Source organism: Marinobacter excellens LAMA 842, from assembly GCF_001574445.1.
Classification (GTDB): domain Bacteria; phylum Pseudomonadota; class Gammaproteobacteria; order Pseudomonadales; family Oleiphilaceae; genus Marinobacter; species Marinobacter shengliensis.
The window spans coordinates 30,800-50,191 of the sequence record NZ_LOCO01000002.1; the positions used below are offsets into that span (position 1 = coordinate 30,800).

Genomic DNA, 19,392 nt, shown 5'->3' on the forward strand with positions numbered 1-19,392 from the left:
GTTGTTCTCCTTGTTATCAATGGTCACAGCCGGCATGGCCGGCTGTGTTGAGGCCCGCCGGTCAGCGGGCAAATACCGAAACCGAGAGCCCGGGCACCAGGAACTCGCCAGCATCGGCCGCCGCAGACTGAGCCGGGGAGGTATCGGCCCTGACAGAGAAATCCCCTTCCAGGGTGTGGTTCAGGGTCTGGGTGGTGTTGCTGGCGTTGATCACCACCACAATCTCGTTATTGGCAGGATCCAGCTCCGGCAAACCGGCGGTACCGTCATCCAGCAGGCTGAACGCGATCAGCCCCGGAATCTGCTGCGAGCCGGTGTTGAGGAAGCTGAGGCGGTTCTTGATGTCCTCGGCGGTCTGAAGCCGGAACAGTGGGCTTTCCTTGCGCACCCTGAGCAGCTCCAGCACCTGATCCCTGGTGTAGCTGATCGTCGCCGGAGTGGGGTTGGCGTGACTGCCAGCGGAGGTGATGACCTCGGTGATCAGGTCCCAGTTAGAGCCATCCTTATCCTGGCGGGGCAGGCCTCGATTCCAGGCGGAAGCCTGGAAGCTGAAATCCACCTCGTTGTACCAGTCCCCGGAATCGTAGCTGTCCCGTTCCATGGATTTGGAACGCAGCAGTTCAGAGCCCATATGCAGGAACGGGATGCCCTGGCTGAGAATCGGAACGGCCAGGCCAACAACCTGCATTTGCGCCCGCTCCTGGGTGCTGGCGGCGTAGTCGGCTTTGTACTGGTTGTTGTCCCAGAGAGTCTGGTTGTCGTGCTTGGAAACGTAATTGATGATTTCCTGGGGATCTGCCGTGTAACCGGCGGCCTGTCCGTTGTAGTCGATTTCGGCAGCGGTTTTCAGCTCGTCTGTGGCGGTCTCAAACGGGTAGTCTGCCAGGCTGCCGGCGATGCCCACACGAATCCAGTCACTCACCTGCAGTAACCGGTTTCTTTCATCTTCGCTGCCCGTGTTTCGATCGTTGGGGTAGGTGAACAGGCCATTGGCAAATCCCTGGTTGGCCCGAATGGCATCACCTCCATCGAAGGGCCCGCCGCCACGTACGGCATCCCGCAGGCGATCGTTGAACGAGCCAATACCGGTTCCGGCCATGTTGGTCTGGATGGCGTTTACGCCTCTGGCGTTGTTGGCCACCTCGCCGAAGTTCCAGGCTTCACCATAGAAATAGGTGTCCGGATCGACAGCCTGCACCGCGGCCAGGGCCTTCTCCATATTGCTCAGCATGTGGTGGCCCATCAGATCAAACCGGAACCCGGATACTTTGTAATGCCGGGCCCAGGTGACCAGGGAGTCGACCATCAGCTTTTCCATCATGGCGTGCTCAGACGCGGTATTCTCACAGCAGGTGGACTGCTCGACGGCGCCGGTTTCCGGGTTCAGGCGGTGGTAATAGCCGGGTACCAGCTTGTCCAGAACCGAGTTGTCGGCAAGACCGGACGAATTGGTGTGGTTGTAGACCACGTCCAGAACCACGTTCAGGCCCAATTCGGAAGCCGCCGTCACCAGTTCCCGGAACTCGGTAATGCGCTGAGGGCCCTGGGCGTCTGTGGCATAGCTGCCTTCCGGCACAGTGAAGTGAACCGGGTCATAGCCCCAGTTGAAGCTGTCCAGGTCGCGGAACGTGTTATACAGCGCCTGGGCGTCACCGGTGAGCGGGTCAAACCCTTCCAGAACCTGGCGAATCGTTTGCCCGCTTGTGCAGTATTCAGAGAACTCGCTGGCGGCTGCTTCAGAAAGCTCACACAGCCGGTTGAAATCGTCCTGAATATCGACCACCTGGCTCGGGTTCTCGTTCACGGTGGCGATATCAAAGGCAGGCAACAGGTGCAGGTGAGTTACGCCAGCCTCGGCCAGATCCCTCAGATGTGCGACGCTATCGACACTGCCATCAGAAGGGGCTGTAAAGGCTTTGTACTTGCCACGATGGGACGGCTCAACGGTTTCGTCTGTGGCGCTGAAATCGCGAACGTGCACCTCATACACCACGACATCCTCCGGCGCTGGCCTCGCTGGAATCGTAAGGCTGTCCCATCCGGATGGCTTGTAGTCTGCGCCAAGGTCCACCACCTGGGCATACTGGCCATTCGCCGAGAGGCTGAGGGCGTAAGGGTCGGATACCAGGGTGGTTTCGATGGCACCGGTTCTGGGGTGGTAAACGGAGACTTCGTACTGATAGTACATCTCCAGCAGGTCGTTGCGGCTTCCGGAATGACTCCACACGCCTTCGGATTCGATCATCTCGGCCGGATATCCGGGCAGGAGATCGCCGGCTTCATCGAACACATGAAGCTTCAGGCTCTGGGCGGTTGGTGCCCAGACCGAAAAGGTAACGGAGCTTGCGTCGATGATGGCGCCGAGCTCTCCGCTAAAGGTAAAGAGGTCATCCAGTACCCCCGCGATCTGCACGCCGGTGGCGGCTACCAGCTCGTCGTTACTGTTATAGGCTGCGGCGACCAGTTGGCCCTTTAACGCGGATTGGATGGTTTCGCTGTCAGCGATGATCTCGTAGGCTGGCCAATCTGCCAGGTGGGGGAACTTGTCTGCACTGGCTTCAGGTAACGTGGTGGGTGTCAGTTCCAGTACGTTGCCACCACTCAGGGTGTCGGAGTCGCTGACGCCAATCCCGGCATTGTGGTCATAGCGAAGTTCAACCCGTGGCAGATTTCCGGTGTCCCGGAAGACCAGAGTGTTGCGATCAACCCAATGGGCACTGGCGCCGGCAATGGCAATACCGTCGGTCTCGATCGGTGTACTGGATAACAGCTGGCTGCCGCTGACGGTGAAAATGCGGTTGCCGAGCGCACCAAAGTGCCAGCGGTGGTCCTGGCCGCCAAGATCTTTCTCATCACCCTTATGGACAATGAAGTTGAGGCAGTCCCCGGCCTCGCGCATGGGTATCCGATAATAGGCGCCGTAGGTGTCGCTGATGCCGTCCGCCCGTCTTGGGGTGTCCCAGTCGGTGGGCACACCATCGGCCAGGCCATCACAGCCAGCGCCGGCGTCGTTCCACAGGTGCAGGCCCCAGCCGTCATAGCTGGCATCTGGTCGCTTGTAATAGAGCAGGGCCTCGTTGGCCCCGGGTTCGAGCAGGCCGTCAGCGCCAGTGTTTCCGCCGTTGGCCGGTGAGTCGCTGCTACTGCCGGAGTTGCAGCCGGTGAGAGCCAGCGCAAGGGTCAGCACTATGCCACCCGTGAGCCGTTTATGGTCAGGCATTGTCAACATCCTCTTTCCAATTGTTTTTGTTGGTGGAAGATCCGCTCCGGATCTTCCTCATGGTTGCGCGAAGCATGCACGAGAACATCCCTCCGGGACCGGATTTTCGGGGCGTAGCCGTAGGTGGCAGCGGGGCGTAGATGTCATTGGGTGAGGGGCAAAAAAAGGGCCGGCAAATGCCGGCCCTGAAGGAGGTCCAAGTAGAGCGTGTGGAGTTTAGAGCCTTACCACCAGGCTTCGATCTGGGCGCCGATCTGGATGTCGCCATCGATTCCTTCGCCACCGCGTGCGGCCTCGGCTTCATCTCCGAAGAAGGTAGCAGCGTAAGCGCGGATAACGGGGCGCGCCCAGTAGCCAGGGCCGGCCTGCCATTGCTGGGCGATAGCCACTTTCCCGAGGTCCTGGGATTCGGTGAACCAGGGGCGGTCGGTATCGCTGTAGCCGATCTCAATCGCGGTACTCATAACGGTTGACCAGTTGTAGATCGGTCGGGCGATGATGCTCAGGCGCTCACCATCACGGGCGCCGGCATCATGGGGTTTGGCTTTCTCATAGACAACGGAATGCCCCAGATCCCAGTTATTGCCCAATTTGATCACGCCGTGGTTGAGCACGCGCCAGCTGGACTCGAAGTAGCCAGCAACGTTGCCGTTATCCACTCGCCCGCCACTGCTGCCTTCGGCATTGGCGAAGCCCATGGAGTCGGCGCCATACTGCACGGCGAATTTGTTGAAGCCACCCATAACACCTGATGACAGCTCGGCGGTGAGAAAATAGCCGTTCTCGTCTTCAATGCCGGCGTCTTTCTGCTGGTCGGTCAGGTCCGCCATGGCGTAGATGCCGATCAGTTCAAGGGTGTGGCCGCCGGCAACGGGGAAGGCGTAGCGAACGTCAACTTTGTTGTTCTGTACCAGGCCTTCACCGTCGCTGGTGTCGGCATTGGTATAGGCAACGGACAGGTGGCCAGCACCTGCCTTGATGTTCTCGATACCCGCGCCGTAGCCGGAGTTGTTGACGTAGTAGAGATCCATCTGGTGGATGTCTTTACGCTGATAGAAGCGTTTGCCGGCCCAGAGGGTGGCGCCGGGCAGCGACTCGACGACGTTTTTGGCAGACACATAAAGCTGTCTCAGGGCAATCTCACCGCCGCCGAACGGGTCTGCGTTGTTGCGGGTGACTTCTTCGTTGGCGAAGTCGATACCGCTGATGTTGTTGCCGCCATTCAGTGCCTGGTAATCGTTGCCCTGGGGCTCAGCACTGTAGGCAAGCATGGAATCAATGCGGAAGGTTTTGCCGTCCTGGCTGAACAGCTCGTCGCCCAGTGACAGCTCGGCATAGGTGTCGCATTCGTCAGCCAGGCGGCCTACATAGTGACCGCTGGCGCCACTGCCGAAACAGGTTTGTTCGCCGCCGCTGCCGATATTGGTGGAGGCTCCTGCCCGGGCGTAGCCGTGGAAGTCCAGCGCGATGGCCGGTGTTGCCATGACCGCTGCGGTGATGGCAGCTGCCAGTGGGAGCTTGCTAGCGAAGAGAGGCTTTTTATTGTGCATCGTTTGAGTCCTGTGTTTTTGTCATTCTTGCATGTCAGGGAAGCGGAATTTCCGGTTCCTAGGTCCCGGTCAGGCTTCCGGTTCCCTTGAGTGCAGCTTCTGCCAATCAGACATTGGGAAACCGGATTTCATGGTTCCTCAAGGCGTGTCTTTGTACATCCTCCGAGTCAGGGAATTTGGGGGGTGAGTTTCAAGGGGGAGGAGGGGCGTAGATGGCTGCGCCCCCTGCCGGAGGATGTCTGCGTGGTACAGGCGAGTACTATGGGGGATTACTCCAGTGGATAGCGGGTAGCCTTGAGGCTTTCCTTTATCTTTTTGAGATGGCTCAGGAAATCCTTTCCGCGCTTGAGGGTCACACCGGTTGCCAGGATGTCGATCACGGTCAGGTGAATAATGCGTGACGACATGGGCATATAGACTTCGGTGTCTTCCGGAGCGGTTACGCCAAGCACCGCCGTGCAGCATTCGGCCAGTGGAGATTCCGGATTTGTGATGCCAATCACGGTGGCTCCATTGGCGCGCGCCACCTTGGCAATCTCAACGGCCTCTTTGGTTCTGCCGGTGTAGGAGATCAATACTATGACATCACCTACCTGGGCACCGGCGGCAACCATGCGTTGCATCAGGGCGTCGTCGTAAGAGGTGACCGGGATGTTGAAGCGAAAGAACTTGTGTTGCGCATCCAGGGCAACGGACGCCGAACCACCCATGCCGAAGAAGCTGATCTGTTTGGCTTGAATCAGGTGGTCAATGACGGTGCCCAGTGCTTTGGCGTCCAGGGACTGGCGGGCTTTGTCCAGGCTGGCGATGGTGCTGAGCATGATCTTGTCTGCGAACTCCGCCACGGTGTCGTCTGGCTCGACATTCTGGCCCACGTAGGGGGTGCCGGTGGCGATGCTCTGAGCGAGGCGGATTTTGAAGTCGGGGAACCCGGTGGCCGAGAATCCCCGGCAAAAACGATTCACCGTGGGTTCACTGACATCGGCAGCGCGGGCGAGGGCAGCTATGCTGTAACGAGTGGCTGCGCTGGGGTCACGAAGGATGGCTTCCGCGACCTTGCGTTCAGATTTGTTCAGGCTGTCGAGCCGGGACTGAATGTCTTCCAGCAGGTTGTCGTCACGGTGCGCATGGTTTGCGGCCATGTTTGGGTACTCCCTCGGGGTGTGCCATTGTTGTCGGAAAATGTAGTGATTATACCGTGTTTATGAACTTTTTGGTGTAGTAAAAATATCAATTAATGAAAAATACCCTTGGAAAATGCCGGACAAGCTGTCATTATTTTTATAAAATTACTACATAATGCCTTTCAGGCGGCTGGTGTCGCTTTAAACTGAGAGAAGGAACCGATGGTTAACCGTACCGCTACCCGTTGTGACCTAATGCTATTCGGGGCGCTGGGGGATCTTGCCCAGCGCAAACTCTTCCCGGCCCTGTATCAACTTGAACGGGCGGGCCTGCTGGCGCCCGGCAGTCGCATTCTTGCCATTGCACGAACTGAGGCCGGCACGGACAAGGTGAAAGAACAGCTGTTGGAGAAACTGAGAAAACACGTGAAGTCCGAAGAGTTTGACCCGGATATCGCGCAGGCTTTTCTCCAGCGAGTGGAATATCAGCGTCTCGACTTCAATGACCCGGAGGGCTACCAGGCGCTCCGGGACTGGCGGGACGAGCCGGATAACCAGTTGATTGTCTACATGGCAACTCCGCCATCAATGTACGGTGTGATTGCCCGCAATCTCGAGGCAACCCGTTGCTGCAATGAGCGGACGAGGGTTGTGGTTGAAAAGCCCATCGGTCACGATCTTGAGTCGTCCCGGGTCATCAACGATGAGCTGGGCGAGGTCTACAACGAAAACCAGTTGTTCCGGATTGATCACTACCTGGGCAAGGAGACCGTGCAGAACCTGATTGCGCTGCGCTTTGCCAACAACCTGTTCGCCTCCCAGTGGGATCAGAATCATATCTCCCACGTTGAAATCACCGTTGCGGAAAGCGTGGGTATAGAAGGGCGCTGGGGCTATTTCGACCAGGCCGGTCAGATCCGCGACATGATTCAGAATCACTTGCTGCAGTTGCTGTGCCTGATTGCGATGGATCCGCCCGCAGACCTGTCGGCGGACAGCATTCGGGACGAGAAGGTTAAGGTGCTTAAGGCGCTGAAGCGAATTACCCCGGACATGATGGATCGGTATGTTGTGCGTGGTCAATACACCGCGGGCACCAGCAATGGCAAGCCTGTGCCGGGCTATCTGGAGGAGGAAGGTGCCAACAAGGGCAGTGCCACCGAAACTTTTGTGGCCCTGAAGGCCGAGATCGATAACTGGCGCTGGTCTGGCGTGCCGTTCTATATCCGTACCGGCAAGCGGCTTCCGGAAAAGTTGTCCCAGATTATTATCCATTTCAAGCCGGCGCCTCACTACATTTTTGATCCGGACCAGAAGCATCTGGCCAACAACAAACTGATTATTCGATTACAGCCGGACGAGGGTATGGCCCTGAAAATTCTGACCAAGGATCAGGGGCTGGATAAGGGGATGCGACTGCGGCAGGGGCCGCTGGAGCTGACCTTCTCTGAAACCTTTGAAACGGAACGCATTCCGGATGCCTATGAGCGTCTGCTTTGGGAGGTGATGAAAGGTAATCAATACCTGTTTGTTCGCCGGGATGAGGTGGAATACGCCTGGCGCTGGGTCGACGAGATCATCGCCAACTGGAGAGACAGTGGCGAACCGCCAAAGCGCTATGCCGCAGGAACCTGGGGGCCGGTGGCATCCATCGCCATGATTACCCGGGACGGGAGGAGCTGGTATGAAGATGCCTGATATGCCCCTGCCGGATGGTGTGACTCTGGAGTCGGGGGAAGACCCGCAGGAGGTGGCCGAAGCCCTCGCCGCTGATGTCGCCCGTTTTCTGGTGCAGCGTCTGGAGAGAGCTGACAGGGCAAGTCTGGTGGTTTCCGGTGGGTCCACGCCGTTGCCGTTTTTTCGGGCGCTTTCGCAGGTGGATCTGGATTGGTCGCGGGTGGATGTGCTCCTGGCCGATGAGCGCTGGGTACCCGAGGGAGATCCGGCCAGCAATACCACCCTGGTGCGTGAGAATCTGCTGCAGAACAAGGCTGCTGATGCCAACTTTCTCTCTCTGAAGCAGGTTGGTGCAACGCCTGAGGAGGGCCTGCCACGGGTTCGCTCTGCACTTGCCGGGCTGAAACTGCCGCTGGATGTGTTGATCCTGGGTATGGGGAATGATGGTCATACCGCGTCTCTGTTCCCGGATGCGCCGGAGTTGCCAGACGCCATGGACCTGGAATCCAGGGATCTGGTGCTGGCGATGAATCCGCCGTCCCAGGCGCAGCAGCGCATTACCTTGACGCGTCCGGTGCTGGCCGGTGCCAGGTATACCGCCCTGCACCTGAAGGGGAATGACAAGCTGGATACCCTGGCCGCAGCGATGGCAAGGCCCGAGGCCATTATGGCTATGCCGGTCAGGGCCTTTCTCAAGCCCGGACTGAAAGTGTTCTGGAGCCCGTGATGACGAGGCAGTACGAATCAATGCGGTCAGTAACTGCATTCAGGAGACATAGATGACACAACTTTCCGATTACCACAGAGACCGTATTCAGGCTGTACTCAGTGCCTCGCCACTGGTGCCGGTTATTGCCATCAATGAACCGGAGGACGCCATTCCCTTGTGTCGTGCGCTGGTGGATGGTGGTATCAAGGTGCTGGAAATTACTCTTAGAACCGAACATGGGGTGCGGGCCATTGAACAGGTTAGAAAAGCCATTCCCGAGGCATGGGTTGGTGCGGGTACAGTAACCAGTATCGCCCAGTACCGGCAGGTGGAGGCTGCGGGCGCCCAGTTCGTGATTACACCGGGCGTTACCGAGGCGATTCTGGAGTTTGCGCTAACCTCTGAGGCACCATTATTGCCAGGTGTAGCCACGGTCTCCGAGCTGATGTTGGGGTACTCGTTGGGTTACCGTGAATTCAAGTTCTTTCCGGCTGAAGTGTCAGGCGGTATGCCGGCGCTGAAGGCATTTCGGGGCCCTTTCCCGGACGTGACCTTCTGCCCGACTGGTGGGATTAACCAGGATACCGCGCGGGACTACCTGGCATTGCCTAATGTGGCTGCCGTGGGTGGTTCCTGGTTGACGCCGGCAGAGGCTATCCAGCGCCGGGAGTGGAAGGTGATCACCGAGGTGGCGCGGGCCAGTCTTGATCAGCTCAGGTGACGTTGCTTGCCCGCCGGCATGAAAAAGCCCACTTCCAGGAGTGGGCTTTTTGCTATCAGGTTGCGTTGCTCAGGTCCGACGTTAGCGTATGTCGGCTCCAACACGGACAATCTTCATGGTGTTGGTGCCTCCCTGGGCATTGACGTAATCACCCTTGGTAATCACCACCAGGTCGTCTTCCTTCACTACGCCCATGCGTTTGAGTTCGGCAACGGCATTGGCGTTGGTTTGCTCATTGGCAATCTTGGCGGAATCAAAAGGCACGGTTTGCACCCCGCGGAACAGTGCAACGCGGTGTTGCGTGGAGTGGTGCCGCGAGAAAGCAAATATCGGCAGGCTGGACTTTATGCGGGACATCAGTCTGGGAGTGGCGCCAGTTTCGGTCATGCAGATGATAGCGCGAACGCCCTCCAGGTGGTTGGCGGCATACATGGCCGAGAGGGCGATGGCCTCATCAACCCGCTCCATGCTTTCGTGGATTCGGTGCTTGGACTGATGCATGGAAGGGTGGCGTTCCGCCCCAAGGCAGATGCGCACCATGGCTTCAACGGCCTCCGTGGGGTAGTCGCCCACGGCCGTTTCCGCCGACAGCATCACTGCATCGGTGTAGTCCATCACGGCGTTTGCCACATCCGACACTTCTGCCCGGGTTGGCATGGGGTTGGTGATCATTGATTCCATCATCTGGGTGGCGGTGATCACCGCCCGGTTCAATACCCGCGCCCGGGAGATGATGTGTTTCTGAACGCCAACCAGTTCCGCATCGCCGATTTCCACCGCCAGATCACCTCGGGCAACCATGACAGCGTCGGACGCCAGAATAACGGCGTCCAGTGCCGCTTCGTCATGGGCCAGCTCGGCCCGCTCGATCTTGGCGACCAGCCCGGCATCTGAGCCGGCGTCTTGCAGCAGTTTCCGGGCGATGTGCATGTCATCGGCCGTTCGAACGAAAGATACCGCTACATAGTCTGCGCCCAGGCGGGCCGCGGTGACAATATCCTGTTTGTCCTTGTCGGTGAGGGCTTCGGCAGACAGGCCGCCTCCCCGTTTGTTCAGGCCCTTGTTGTTGGAAAGCGGGCCGCCAATCAGAACCCGGGATGTGATGCTTTGGCCATCCACGCTCTGGACTTCCATTTCGATGCGACCATCATCCAGGACCAGAATGTCCCCCGGTTCTACATCTTCGATCAGTTGCTCGTAATCAATGCCGACCCGTTCATTGGTGCCGGCCTCTTTGTCCATGGCGGCGTCCAGAACGAAGGTCTGGCCGGCCACCAGAATAACTTTGTTCTCAGCAAATCTTGCTATTCGCAGTTTCGGGCCCTGCAAGTCGGCCAGCAAGGCAACAAAGCGCCCCTGGGCTGCAGCTGTCTCTCTTACCCGCCGGGCCCGGGTAATATGCTCATCAGCACTGCCATGAGAAAAGTTAAGCCGGGCGGCGTCTACACCGGCTGAAATAATGGCGGCCAGGGCTTCCGGGGTATCGGTAGCGGGGCCGAGTGTGGCGACTATTTTGGTGCGCCTGAGCATGATGCGGATCCTTTATTGGGTGTTACTGAGCGGCTTTCATAAGCTCGATGGCGTTGTCGAGCATGCGGTTTGAAAAGCCCCATTCATTGTCGTACCAGGCCATGACTTTTACATGACGGCCAATGACCCGGGTATGATTTGCGTCAAACACGCTGGACAGGGCGTTGTGATTGAAGTCGATGCTGACCAGCTTTTCGGTATTGTAGCCGAGTATCGGGCTTCGCTGCGCGGCGTCACGGACGGCTTCGTTGATCTCCGCTACGCTGGTGTTACGGTTGGCAATAAATCCAAAATCCACCAGCGACACATTGATGGTTGGAACCCGGACGGCCAGGCCGTCGAGTTTTCCGTCCAGGTCCGGGATCACTTTGCCGATGGCAGCGGCAGCACCGGTCTTGGTGGGGATCATTGATTGGGTGGCAGACCGGGCCCGGTACAGGTCAGAGTGGTAAACATCACTCAGTTTCTGGTCGTTGGTGTAGGAGTGGATGGTGGTCATCAGGCCGCTCTCAATGCCCACGGTCTCGTGCAGGGCGGCGACCACCGGTGCCAGGCAGTTGGTGGTGCAGGAGGCGTTGGAAATGATCTGGTGCCTGGCAGTCAGTTCCTGATGATTGACGCCATAGACAACGGTGGCATCTGCGTCTCCAGATGGGGCGGAGATAATCACCTTCCGGGCGCCGGCGTTGAGGTGTGCGGCGGCTTTGTCCCGGTTGGTAAACAGCCCGGTACACTCGAACACCACATCCACGTGGTAGTCTTTCCAGGGCAGGTCTTCCGGGTTGCGGATGGCGGTAATGGCGATTCGATCGCCGTTGACGGTCAGCGATTCTGCGTCGTGACTGACTACGCCGGCAAATCGGCCATGTACACTGTCGTATTTGAATAGGTGAGCGTTGGTTTCGGCGTCGCCAAGATCGTTGATGGCGACTACCTGTAGTTGATTTCGGTAGTTATTTTCGTAAACGGCCCTGAGGATGTTGCGGCCAATACGCCCAAATCCGTTGATGGCGATGCGGATAGTCATGACCAGACTCCTTGTTGTCGGTTTTTTGTTTAGTCTTCAGGATTGATGTAGTAAATATAACAACAAAAATTTCATAAATGAACGCCGATTGGCTGTAATGATGAAAAAAAGTAAGTAAACTTACGTCATATAGTAAAGCATAAGTGAAATCACGGAGTCTGCCATGCACCCCATCATTACCAAGGTCACGAACAGGATCATCGAACGCAGCCGGCCTACCCGGCAGGACTATTTGGCTCGAATGACCACGTTGAAGGAGCAATCTCCGCATCGCAGTACCTTGTCCTGCGGCAATCTGGCTCACGGCTTTGCGGCTTGTAGTCAGCAGGACAAAGACACCTTGAAGTTTATGAACAAGGCGAATGTGGCGATCGTTTCGGCCTATAACGATATGCTTTCTGCCCACCAGCCCTATCAGACATTCCCGGACGTTATCCGTGAGGCGGCTCGCGGTATGGGCTCGGTGGCCCAGTTCGCCGGCGGCACGCCCGCCATGTGCGACGGCGTTACCCAGGGCCAGCCGGGCATGGAGCTGAGCCTGTTTTCACGCGACACCATTGCCATGAGCACGGCGGTGGCGCTGAGCCACAATATGTTTGATGCCACCCTGTTACTGGGGATCTGTGACAAGATCGTGCCGGGGCTGTTGATTGGCTCCCTGAGCTTTGGTCACCTGCCCACCATTCTGGTTCCCGCCGGCCCCATGCCGTCCGGGCTGCCGAATAAAGAGAAGCAGCGCATCCGCCAGCTGTATGCAGAGGGTAAAATTGGCCGGGATGAGCTTCTCGAAGCGGAAAGCAAGTCCTACCACAGCCCGGGTACCTGTACCTTCTATGGCACGGCGAACAGTAATCAATTATTGGTGGAGGTGATGGGGCTGCATCTGCCGGGTTCGGCATTCGTCAACCCGGGCACGCCGCTGAGGGATTCGCTGACCCGCGCCGCCACCGAACAGGTGATCAAGCTGTCCAGGCCCCACGGTGGAGATCTGGGGCTGGCCGACATGGTGGATGAGAAAGCCATCGTCAACGCGCTGGTGGCCTTGCTGGTGACCGGTGGCTCCACCAATCACACCATTCACTGGATTGCGATTGCCCGCGCCGCCGGCATTATCATTGACTGGAACGACTACTCGGAGCTGTCGTCGGTGGTGCCGTCCATGACCCGCATCTATCCGAATGGGCAGGAAGATATCAACGCCTTCCATGAAGCCGGCGGCACGCCGTTCCTGATTCGGGAACTGCTCGAGGGAGGCTATCTGCATAACGATGTGCATACCGTCGTGGGGCAGGGCCTGGAGCGCTACACTCAGATGCCTGAGATGGAAGGTGAGCGCCTGGTGTGGAAACCTGCGGTTGAGAAAAGCCTGGCTCCGGATGTGCTGAGTAGCGCGGATGAGCCCTTCGCCCCTGATGGTGGCCTGAAAGTGTTGGACGGTAACCTTGGCCGCGGGGTGATCAAAGTGTCTGCGGTTGCCCCGGAGCATCATGTGATTGAGGCACCCGCCGTCGTGTTTAATGAGCAGAACGAACTGAAGGCTGCGTTTGAGGCCGGTGATCTGGATAAAGACTGTGTGGTTGTGGTTCGCTTCCAGGGTCCGAAAGCCAATGGCATGCCGGAATTGCACAAGCTGACGCCTTACCTCGGAGTGCTCCAGGATCGCGGCTTCAAAGTGGCCCTGGTGACTGACGGGCGGATGTCAGGGGCTTCCGGTAAAGTGCCGGCGGCGATTCATGTGTACCCTGAGGCTCTGGACGACGGCCCGCTGGCGCGGGTGCGCAACGGTGATCTCATCCGCCTGGATGCCGTCAAAGGCACCTTGAGTATTGAACTCAGTGATCAGGAGCTTGCCGCCCGTGAGCCTGAAAAAGCGGACATTAGCAGCTATCATCACGGGTTTGGCCGGGAACTGTTCGGTTGGTTGCGTCGGTCGGCCAGCAATCCGGAACAGGGGGCGAGCTTTTTCTGGAATCACGAGTCATGACAAACAAGCTGTATTCACTGGTCGGTGATATTGGCGGTACCAACGCGCGCTTTGCTCTGGTGGCACAGGGCGACGTGCGGCCCCGGGAAATCGAGGTGCTTGCCTGCCGTGACTACGAAAACCTGGACTGTGCCGTGGTGGATTACCTTCAGCGCGTCGGGGTCGAGGAAGTTGGTCAGGCGTGCCTGGCGGTTGCATCTCCGGTCCGTGGTACTCAGGTTCGAATGACCAACAACCACTGGCGCTTTGATACCGAAGAGGTTCGCCGGCAGTTTTCCTGGTCGGCGTTCAAGGTCATCAACGACTTTACCGCCATGGCCCTGGGCGTGCCCCATGTGCCGGAAGCCAATCTGGTACACGTTTGTGGTGGCCCGGGTGACCCCAGCCGGCCCCGGTTGGTGATGGGGCCGGGCACGGGTTTAGGCGTGTCGGGGTTGGTGCCCATCAACAATGGCTGGGTGCCCTTGATGACCGAAGGCGGACACGTGGACTACGCACCGACGGATGACCTGGAAATGGACGTGTTGCGGATTCTCCGGGCCCGGTTCGGCCGGGTGTCGGTGGAGCGTATTCTATGCGGTCAGGGTTTGCTGAATCTGTATCAGGCCCATGCGGAAATCCGGGGTGTACCCGCAGCTCTGGATTCCCCGGAGAGAATCACCGCGGCAGCAGTGGCCAACGAAGATGCTCTGGCCAGGGAAAGCCTTCGTCATTTCTGTGAAATTCTTGGCCGGGTGGCTGGCAATGGTGTGCTGACGCTGGGTAGTCTGGGTGGTGTTTACCTGTGCGGGGGCATTCTCCCACGTATCCTCGAGTTCTTTCTGGAAAGCCCGTTCCGGAACGGGTTCGAGGACAAGGGCAGAATGCGGCCCCTTCTGGAGTCCACGCCCGTATACGTCGTGACGGAGCCTTATACCGGACTGCTTGGCGCCGCCGAGGCCCTGTCGAATCCGGAGGTTTAAAGGCCAGAAATGGCGTCGGGCAGGCAAACGGAGAGCCACAGTATGCCAGGCAATCTGGACCATCTTTCCTTTCCCGAACTGGTTGCCCGTGTGCGTGCCTGCACGCTATGTGCCGAGGTACTGCCGGAGGGGCCGCGCCCTGTGGTGCAATTAAGTGAATCGGCTCGCATCCTGGTGGTCGGCCAGGCCCCCGGGCGCAAGGTTCACCAAACGGGCCTGCCTTTCAATGATCCCAGTGGTGATCGGCTCCGGGGCTGGATGGGCATCGACCGGGACACCTTCTATAACGAGAAGGAGCTGGCCATTCTTCCGATGGGGTTCTGCTACCCGGGCACCGGCAAATCCGGTGACCTGCCTCCGCGCCCGGAGTGCGCGGATACCTGGCGGGAGGCCCTTCTGGCTCGTCTTCCCAACATCGAATTGACCCTGTTGATCGGTCAGTACGCCCAGGCCTGGCATCTGCCCGACGGCAGCAAAAAGGTGACCGCTAATGTAGAACAGTGGCGTCATTACTGGCCTCAGCAGCTACCCATGCCGCACCCCAGTCCCCGCAACAATCTTTGGCTGCGCCGTAACCCCTGGTTTGAAAAGGACGTGATTCCGGCGCTTCAGGGACGTGTCAGAAGGTTGCTTGCGACTGCCTGAGCTCAGGGGGCCGGGTTTCCCTGCACCGCTTCGAGCAAGGCATACCAGAGCCCCCGGGGCAGATCAGCCTGGGCGCCCCGCGAAGCGGCTTGAAGCCGATCTGATCGAAGCGAGCCAATCACCGGAATCGGCGCGCCGGGCAGTTGCCGAATCCACGCGATGGCCAGCCCCGTCTCACAGAGCCCGGTTTCCCGTTGGGCGTCGGTAAGCAGTTGCCCTGGAATGCGTTCCGGCAACTTGCCGCCGGCCAGCGGTGACCAGGCAAGCCAGCGTAGCCTGTCAGACAGCATGGCTTCCAGGCCACCATCGAAGAGTGGTTGAGGGTGACCAAGAGACAGTTCGGACTGGTTGCAGACCAGTGGCAGATGGGTGTTTTGTTGTAACCATCGCCATTGCTCCGGCAAAAAGTTGGACACACCGATATGCCCGACCTTGCCGGACTCGACGGCTTGCTCAAGCACCCTGGCCAGGGCCGGCGCTTCCAGCAACGGGTCGGGCCGATGGATCAGGAAGGTGTGTAGCTGGTCTACCTGCAATCGTTGAAGCGACGCGTCAATGGCGGCGCTGATATAACCTGCCTCCGCCCGGTAGTGCTTGCTCCGCCAGGGGCTTGTGTCCTGATGTTTCAGCACGATACCGGCCTTGCTGATGAGTTTTACCTTGTGCTTCAGGTGGGGAGTTGCCCGCAGGGCCCGGCCAAACAGGAGTTCGCATTCACCGTCACCGTAGATATCGGCATGGTCAAACACCTCAAGGCCATCGTCCAGGCACTGTGTAATCCAGTCGGCCAGAGCCCCAGGGGAGTGCAGCTCCCGATGTTCCAGAAGGCGCATCAATCCGACAACCAGAGGCGTTTGTTTGAGATATTCGGGCCCGGCTGTTTGCATCAATTCCCGCTCCCGAACGCGATGACCACCGTGTCATCCCCATGCTGTCGTGAGAACACATAAGGTTGCTGGCTGATCAGCTTATGCTCCCCGGCACCGATGGCGGGGTGGCGTTGGCGGAACTGACCCAGGGTGCGCCAGTGGTTCAGGATGTCGGAAACCTCACCAGCCTCTATGGCCTGCCAGTTCATGGCAGAGCGGGTGCCCTGATGAGGGTCAGAGCCGGTGGGGCCAAAGGCACGGCCGGACTCGTCACCGTAGAACAGCTGGACTGCCCCTGGCGTGAACAACAGGGCAGCGGCCGCGCGTTTTTTCAGCGTATTGTCATCACCGGCAATCTGGGCGAACAGTTTGGTGTCGTGGGACGAAATGTAACTCAGCACGTTGAACGGGTCATCGCCGTGCAGCTTATCGGCGTATTCGCGGTAGACTGGCTCCATGGCCTGCAGGCATCGGGCGCCTGCTTTGGCCTCTGCCTGCAGATCGAAGTTGATGACAGCATCAAAGCCTGCGTCAAAGTAGCCGGTCTTGCGAACCGAGTGCGGAAACACTTCGGCGACCATCCAGAATTCTTCGGAGGGCAGGGCAGTGTCCGGGTGTCTCTCGCGGTAATCGTCCAGGGCCTCCTGCGCCCGCGCTTTCAGTTCACGCCAGGCGTCGGGTTCTACATGCTTGGCCGTGTCTACGCGAAAACCGTCAACACCGAACTCCCTTACCCAATCCGTGAGCCAGGTAATCAGGTACTCGCGAACAGTAGCGTTGTCCAGGTGTTCCGCCCGGCTGCTCTCTTTATTGCGCAGGAAGACGGGCAGCTCCACGGGGTTGGTCGATTCGGTCTTGAAGTCCGGCAGAAAGGCGAGGGACCCACGTACCGGGTCGACGGATGCGCTGGGTGGCGTGTCGTAATCGGCGATACCAGCCCGCACCCAGTCCTTACCCCACCAGTTACGCCAGTCCGCGTGATCGTAATCGATCAAGGCGTGATAGGCATGATGGTTTTCCCAGGATTCCGGGCGCCAGTCACCCCAGTGCTCCGGCAGGTGTTTTTCGAAACCCGAGTGCAGGGCGCCAAAGTTAAAGGTCTGCATATCCTGAAGCGAGCTGTAGCCGGGGTGGTTCATCACCACATCCATGACCACCCGGATACCCCGTTGATGGGCCTGTTGCACCAGCGTCCGGAATTCCTCCCGGGTGCCAAAATTCGCATCTGGTACCGTGAAGTCCAGGGCGTAGTAGCCATGGTAGCCGTAGTGCCGAAAGTCGCCCCGATCACCGCCGCCAACCCATCCGTGCATCTGCTCGAAGGGTGGGGTAATCCACAGGGCGTTGACGCCCAGATCAGCCAGGTAATCCAGTTTCTGGGTCAGGCCGGCGAAATCGCCGCCATGGAAGGTGCCAATCTCGTCTTTTCCGTCTTTCTGCCGGCCATAGTTGATGTCGTTATCGGTGCGGCCGTTGGCAAACCTGTCGGTCACCGCGAAGTAGACGGTGGCGCCAGCCCAGGTAAAGGCGTGTACCGTCTCGTCTACCGGCTCCAGCAATAGAAGACCCTCGGCGTTATCGTCTGGAGTCATCCTGACCTGGCCATCGCGAACGCGGGCGGTGTTGCCGGTGTAAAAATCCTTCACCAGAGAGCCCTCGGCAAAGGCCCCGCCGACCGGAATTACCAACTCAGTCCGGGAAGCCTCGCAGAAAACGTTGCTATCATTGAGCGCCGGAGGGCCGGGAATGGCCTGAGCTGGCCCGTCGACAGTGGTGGCACAACCAGCAAGCCCAAGAAAGGCAGACAGCAGAAGCGGGCGTTTGAGCGGCGAAGTAATGTGAACCATGGCAATGACTCCAGGTCGGATTGTCGTTGTTGTTGGGCACATCAAACCAGAGTCCTGGGGTAACGGGTAGAAGGAATTTTCTACTCCCTACTACTCCCCCGTTCTACGCCTCGGGGAATGATATAAGGGGTGATGCTTATTCCCCGGATTTGCAACACAGTTTGAACACTCGCAAAAGAAGGTTTTGCGGCAAGCCCGGCCAGGCGACCTCTTGGCAGGCCGGACAAGAACAAAAAGGCAGGAACACACAGAGGAAAGACCTGATGAATCGTCGAACTTTTATTCGCAGCACGCTCGCCGCTTCGGTAATGGCCGCCACCCTGGGCGCCGGATCACCCGCATTCGCGGGTATTGAAGAAGGCAAACTGCTGATCTGGATTAACGGTGACAAAGGCTACAACGGCCTGCAGGAGGTGGGCGACTGGTTCACCGAAGAGACCGGCATTCCGGTGGAGGTGGCTCATCCGGACAGCGCCACCGACAAGTTCCAGCAATCGGCCGCGACCGGAAACGGCCCGGACATTTTCATCTGGGCCCACGACCGTTTCGGCGAATGGGCGCAGAGCGGCATTATTTCTGAAATCCAGCCCTCCCAGAATGTCATTGATGCCAACTACGACTTTACCTGGGAAGCCGTCACCGTCGACGGCAAGATGTACGGCTACCCGATGGCCGTTGAGTCCATCGGCCTGATCTACAACCGGGATTTGCTGCCGGAGCCGCCCGCCTCGTTTGAAGACATCCCCGCGATTCACAAGAAACTGGCAGAGGATGGCAAGCGAGCCATCCTGTGGGATTACAACAACACCTACTTCACCTGGCCGATGCTGGCCGCCGCTGGCGGTTATATCTTTGGCGAGAATGGCGACGGTAGCGTTAATGTGAAGGATACCGGCGTGAACAACGACGGTGCCATGAAAGGTGCCAAGGCCCTGGCGATGCTGATCGAGGAGGGCGTCATGCCCCGTGGGGCAGATTACAGTGCCATGGAATCCTCGTTTAACAAAGGCGAGACGGCGATGATGATCAATGGCCCCTGGGCCTGGGCCAACCTCCGCAAGAGCGGTATCAATTTTGGGGTGGCTACCATTCCGGCGATTGACGGCAAACCTGGCAAGCCCATGGTTGGTGTAATGGCCGCCACTCTGAATTCTGCAAGCCCCAATAAGGACCTGGCCGTTGAGTTCCTTGAGAACTACGCGCTGTCGGTGAAAGGCCTGAAGATGGTGAACGACGATGTTCCCCTGGGTGCTGTGGCCAACAGGGAATTCATGGAGGAACTGTCCTCCGATGACAACATCAAGGCTACCTTCGAGAACGCCCGCTTGGGTGAGCCCATGCCTAACGTACCGGCCATGGGTGCGTTCTGGTCTTCCATGGGGCCGGCACTTCAGAACATTACCTCTGGACGCCAGTCCGTGGAAGACGCCCTCAACTCCGCGGCCCAGCGCATTACCCGCTGATCGCCTGTGATTGTGCCGTGGCAGGGTAACGCCTGCCCGGCCTGTCATGCCGGACCCTGAGTGA

At 58.7% G+C, this 19,392-nt stretch carries 14 protein-coding genes; 7 read left to right on the forward strand and 7 right to left on the reverse strand.

Annotated elements, in window-relative coordinates; all coding sequences use genetic code 11:
- Nucleotides 1-61 precede the first annotated feature (61 nt).
- The 3 genes from pulA to J122_RS02260 form a co-directional block, all read right to left on the reverse strand.
- The gene (gene pulA, locus J122_RS02250) at nucleotides 62-3,220 is read right to left on the reverse strand and encodes a pullulanase-type alpha-1,6-glucosidase (RefSeq protein WP_082780490.1); all 3,159 of its coding nucleotides are present in this window, start codon (nucleotides 3,218-3,220) and stop codon (nucleotides 62-64) included.
- Between the two features lie 224 nt (nucleotides 3,221-3,444).
- On the reverse strand, nucleotides 3,445-4,770 hold the full coding sequence (lamB, locus tag J122_RS02255) for a maltoporin LamB (protein ID WP_061330968.1): 1,326 nt from the start codon (nucleotides 4,768-4,770) through the stop codon (nucleotides 3,445-3,447).
- A gap of 269 nt (nucleotides 4,771-5,039) precedes the next feature.
- Nucleotides 5,040-5,912, reverse strand: coding sequence for a MurR/RpiR family transcriptional regulator (locus J122_RS02260; protein WP_061330969.1), 873 nt, complete (start codon nucleotides 5,910-5,912; stop codon nucleotides 5,040-5,042).
- Between the two features lie 204 nt (nucleotides 5,913-6,116).
- Between J122_RS02260 and zwf the strand changes: the two genes are divergently transcribed.
- The 3 genes from zwf to J122_RS02275 are packed head-to-tail and all read left to right on the forward strand — an operon-like array spanning nucleotide 6,117 to nucleotide 9,001.
- On the forward strand, nucleotides 6,117-7,592 hold the full coding sequence (gene zwf / locus J122_RS02265) for a glucose-6-phosphate dehydrogenase (RefSeq protein WP_061330970.1): 1,476 nt from the start codon (nucleotides 6,117-6,119) through the stop codon (nucleotides 7,590-7,592).
- The gene (gene pgl / locus J122_RS02270) at nucleotides 7,585-8,298 is read left to right on the forward strand and encodes a 6-phosphogluconolactonase (RefSeq protein ID WP_082780500.1); all 714 of its coding nucleotides are present in this window, start codon (nucleotides 7,585-7,587) and stop codon (nucleotides 8,296-8,298) included. Before zwf ends, pgl begins: the two co-directional genes overlap by 8 nt.
- A gap of 52 nt (nucleotides 8,299-8,350) precedes the next feature.
- Nucleotides 8,351-9,001: a bifunctional 4-hydroxy-2-oxoglutarate aldolase/2-dehydro-3-deoxy-phosphogluconate aldolase gene (locus J122_RS02275; RefSeq protein WP_061330972.1), complete on the forward strand. Its 651-nt coding sequence runs from the start codon at nucleotides 8,351-8,353 to the stop codon at nucleotides 8,999-9,001.
- Between the two features lie 81 nt (nucleotides 9,002-9,082).
- On the opposite strand, the gene pyk is transcribed toward J122_RS02275, so the two are convergent.
- Together pyk and gap are read right to left on the reverse strand one after the other, a co-directional pair.
- Entirely contained in the window at nucleotides 9,083-10,531 is a 1,449-nt protein-coding gene (pyk, locus tag J122_RS02280; RefSeq protein ID WP_061330973.1) for a pyruvate kinase, read from the reverse strand.
- A 22-nt stretch (nucleotides 10,532-10,553) separates the two neighbouring features.
- Nucleotides 10,554-11,558 carry a type I glyceraldehyde-3-phosphate dehydrogenase gene (gap, locus tag J122_RS02285; RefSeq protein ID WP_061330974.1) on the reverse strand — a complete coding sequence of 335 codons (1,005 nt, stop codon included), beginning with the start codon at nucleotides 11,556-11,558 and terminating at the stop codon, nucleotides 10,554-10,556.
- A 163-nt stretch (nucleotides 11,559-11,721) separates the two neighbouring features.
- On the opposite strand from gap, the gene edd reads away from it, so the two are divergent.
- From edd to J122_RS02300, 3 genes are read left to right on the forward strand one after another with little or no spacing between them, the layout of a single operon-like run.
- Nucleotides 11,722-13,542, forward strand: a complete 1,821-nt coding sequence (gene edd / locus J122_RS02290; protein WP_061330975.1) for a phosphogluconate dehydratase — start codon at nucleotides 11,722-11,724, stop codon at nucleotides 13,540-13,542.
- Nucleotides 13,539-14,504 (forward strand): glucokinase, encoded by a 966-nt coding sequence (locus J122_RS02295; protein ID WP_061330976.1) that lies wholly within the window; start codon nucleotides 13,539-13,541, stop codon nucleotides 14,502-14,504. Before edd ends, J122_RS02295 begins: the two co-directional genes overlap by 4 nt.
- A 42-nt stretch (nucleotides 14,505-14,546) precedes the next feature.
- Nucleotides 14,547-15,149, forward strand: coding sequence for a uracil-DNA glycosylase family protein (locus tag J122_RS02300; RefSeq protein WP_058089501.1), 603 nt, complete (start codon nucleotides 14,547-14,549; stop codon nucleotides 15,147-15,149).
- A gap of 2 nt (nucleotides 15,150-15,151) precedes the next feature.
- On the opposite strand, the gene J122_RS02305 is transcribed toward J122_RS02300, so the two are convergent.
- Both J122_RS02305 and J122_RS02310 read right to left on the reverse strand, forming a co-directional pair.
- A complete protein-coding gene (locus tag J122_RS02305) occupies nucleotides 15,152-16,036 on the reverse strand; it encodes an aldo/keto reductase (RefSeq protein WP_058089502.1) in 885 nt (294 codons plus the stop codon).
- Nucleotides 16,036-17,865 carry an alpha-amylase gene (locus J122_RS02310; protein WP_082780491.1) on the reverse strand — a complete coding sequence of 610 codons (1,830 nt, stop codon included), beginning with the start codon at nucleotides 17,863-17,865 and terminating at the stop codon, nucleotides 16,036-16,038. Before J122_RS02310 ends, J122_RS02305 begins: the two co-directional genes overlap by 1 nt.
- Before the next feature lie 263 nt (nucleotides 17,866-18,128).
- On the opposite strand from J122_RS02310, the gene malE reads away from it, so the two are divergent.
- Nucleotides 18,129-19,328, forward strand: a complete 1,200-nt coding sequence (gene malE, locus J122_RS02315; protein ID WP_061330977.1) for a maltose/maltodextrin ABC transporter substrate-binding protein MalE — start codon at nucleotides 18,129-18,131, stop codon at nucleotides 19,326-19,328.
- The last annotated feature ends 64 nt before the right edge of the window (nucleotides 19,329-19,392 follow it).

Excerpts from the sequence above, each read along its gene's own strand:
- J122_RS02295 (WP_061330976.1), top strand. The coding sequence starts at position 13,539 with ATGACAAACAAGCTGTATTCACTGGTCGGTGATATTGGCGGTACCAAC.
- gap (WP_061330974.1), bottom strand. The coding sequence starts at position 11,558 with ATGACTATCCGCATCGCCATCAACGGATTTGGGCGTATTGGCCGCAAC.
- malE (WP_061330977.1), top strand. The coding sequence starts at position 18,129 with ATGAATCGTCGAACTTTTATTCGCAGCACGCTCGCCGCTTCGGTAATG.
- zwf (WP_061330970.1), top strand. The coding sequence starts at position 6,117 with ATGGTTAACCGTACCGCTACCCGTTGTGACCTAATGCTATTCGGGGCG.
- pulA (WP_082780490.1), bottom strand. The coding sequence starts at position 3,220 with ATGCCTGACCATAAACGGCTCACGGGTGGCATAGTGCTGACCCTTGCG.
- J122_RS02310 (WP_082780491.1), bottom strand. The coding sequence starts at position 17,865 with ATGGTTCACATTACTTCGCCGCTCAAACGCCCGCTTCTGCTGTCTGCC.
- J122_RS02275 (WP_061330972.1), top strand. The coding sequence starts at position 8,351 with ATGACACAACTTTCCGATTACCACAGAGACCGTATTCAGGCTGTACTC.
- pgl (WP_082780500.1), top strand. The coding sequence starts at position 7,585 with ATGCCTGATATGCCCCTGCCGGATGGTGTGACTCTGGAGTCGGGGGAA.
- J122_RS02300 (WP_058089501.1), top strand. The coding sequence starts at position 14,547 with ATGCCAGGCAATCTGGACCATCTTTCCTTTCCCGAACTGGTTGCCCGT.
- J122_RS02305 (WP_058089502.1), bottom strand. The coding sequence starts at position 16,036 with ATGCAAACAGCCGGGCCCGAATATCTCAAACAAACGCCTCTGGTTGTC.
- pyk (WP_061330973.1), bottom strand. The coding sequence starts at position 10,531 with ATGCTCAGGCGCACCAAAATAGTCGCCACACTCGGCCCCGCTACCGAT.
- lamB (WP_061330968.1), bottom strand. The coding sequence starts at position 4,770 with ATGCACAATAAAAAGCCTCTCTTCGCTAGCAAGCTCCCACTGGCAGCT.
- edd (WP_061330975.1), top strand. The coding sequence starts at position 11,722 with ATGCACCCCATCATTACCAAGGTCACGAACAGGATCATCGAACGCAGC.
- J122_RS02260 (WP_061330969.1), bottom strand. The coding sequence starts at position 5,912 with ATGGCCGCAAACCATGCGCACCGTGACGACAACCTGCTGGAAGACATT.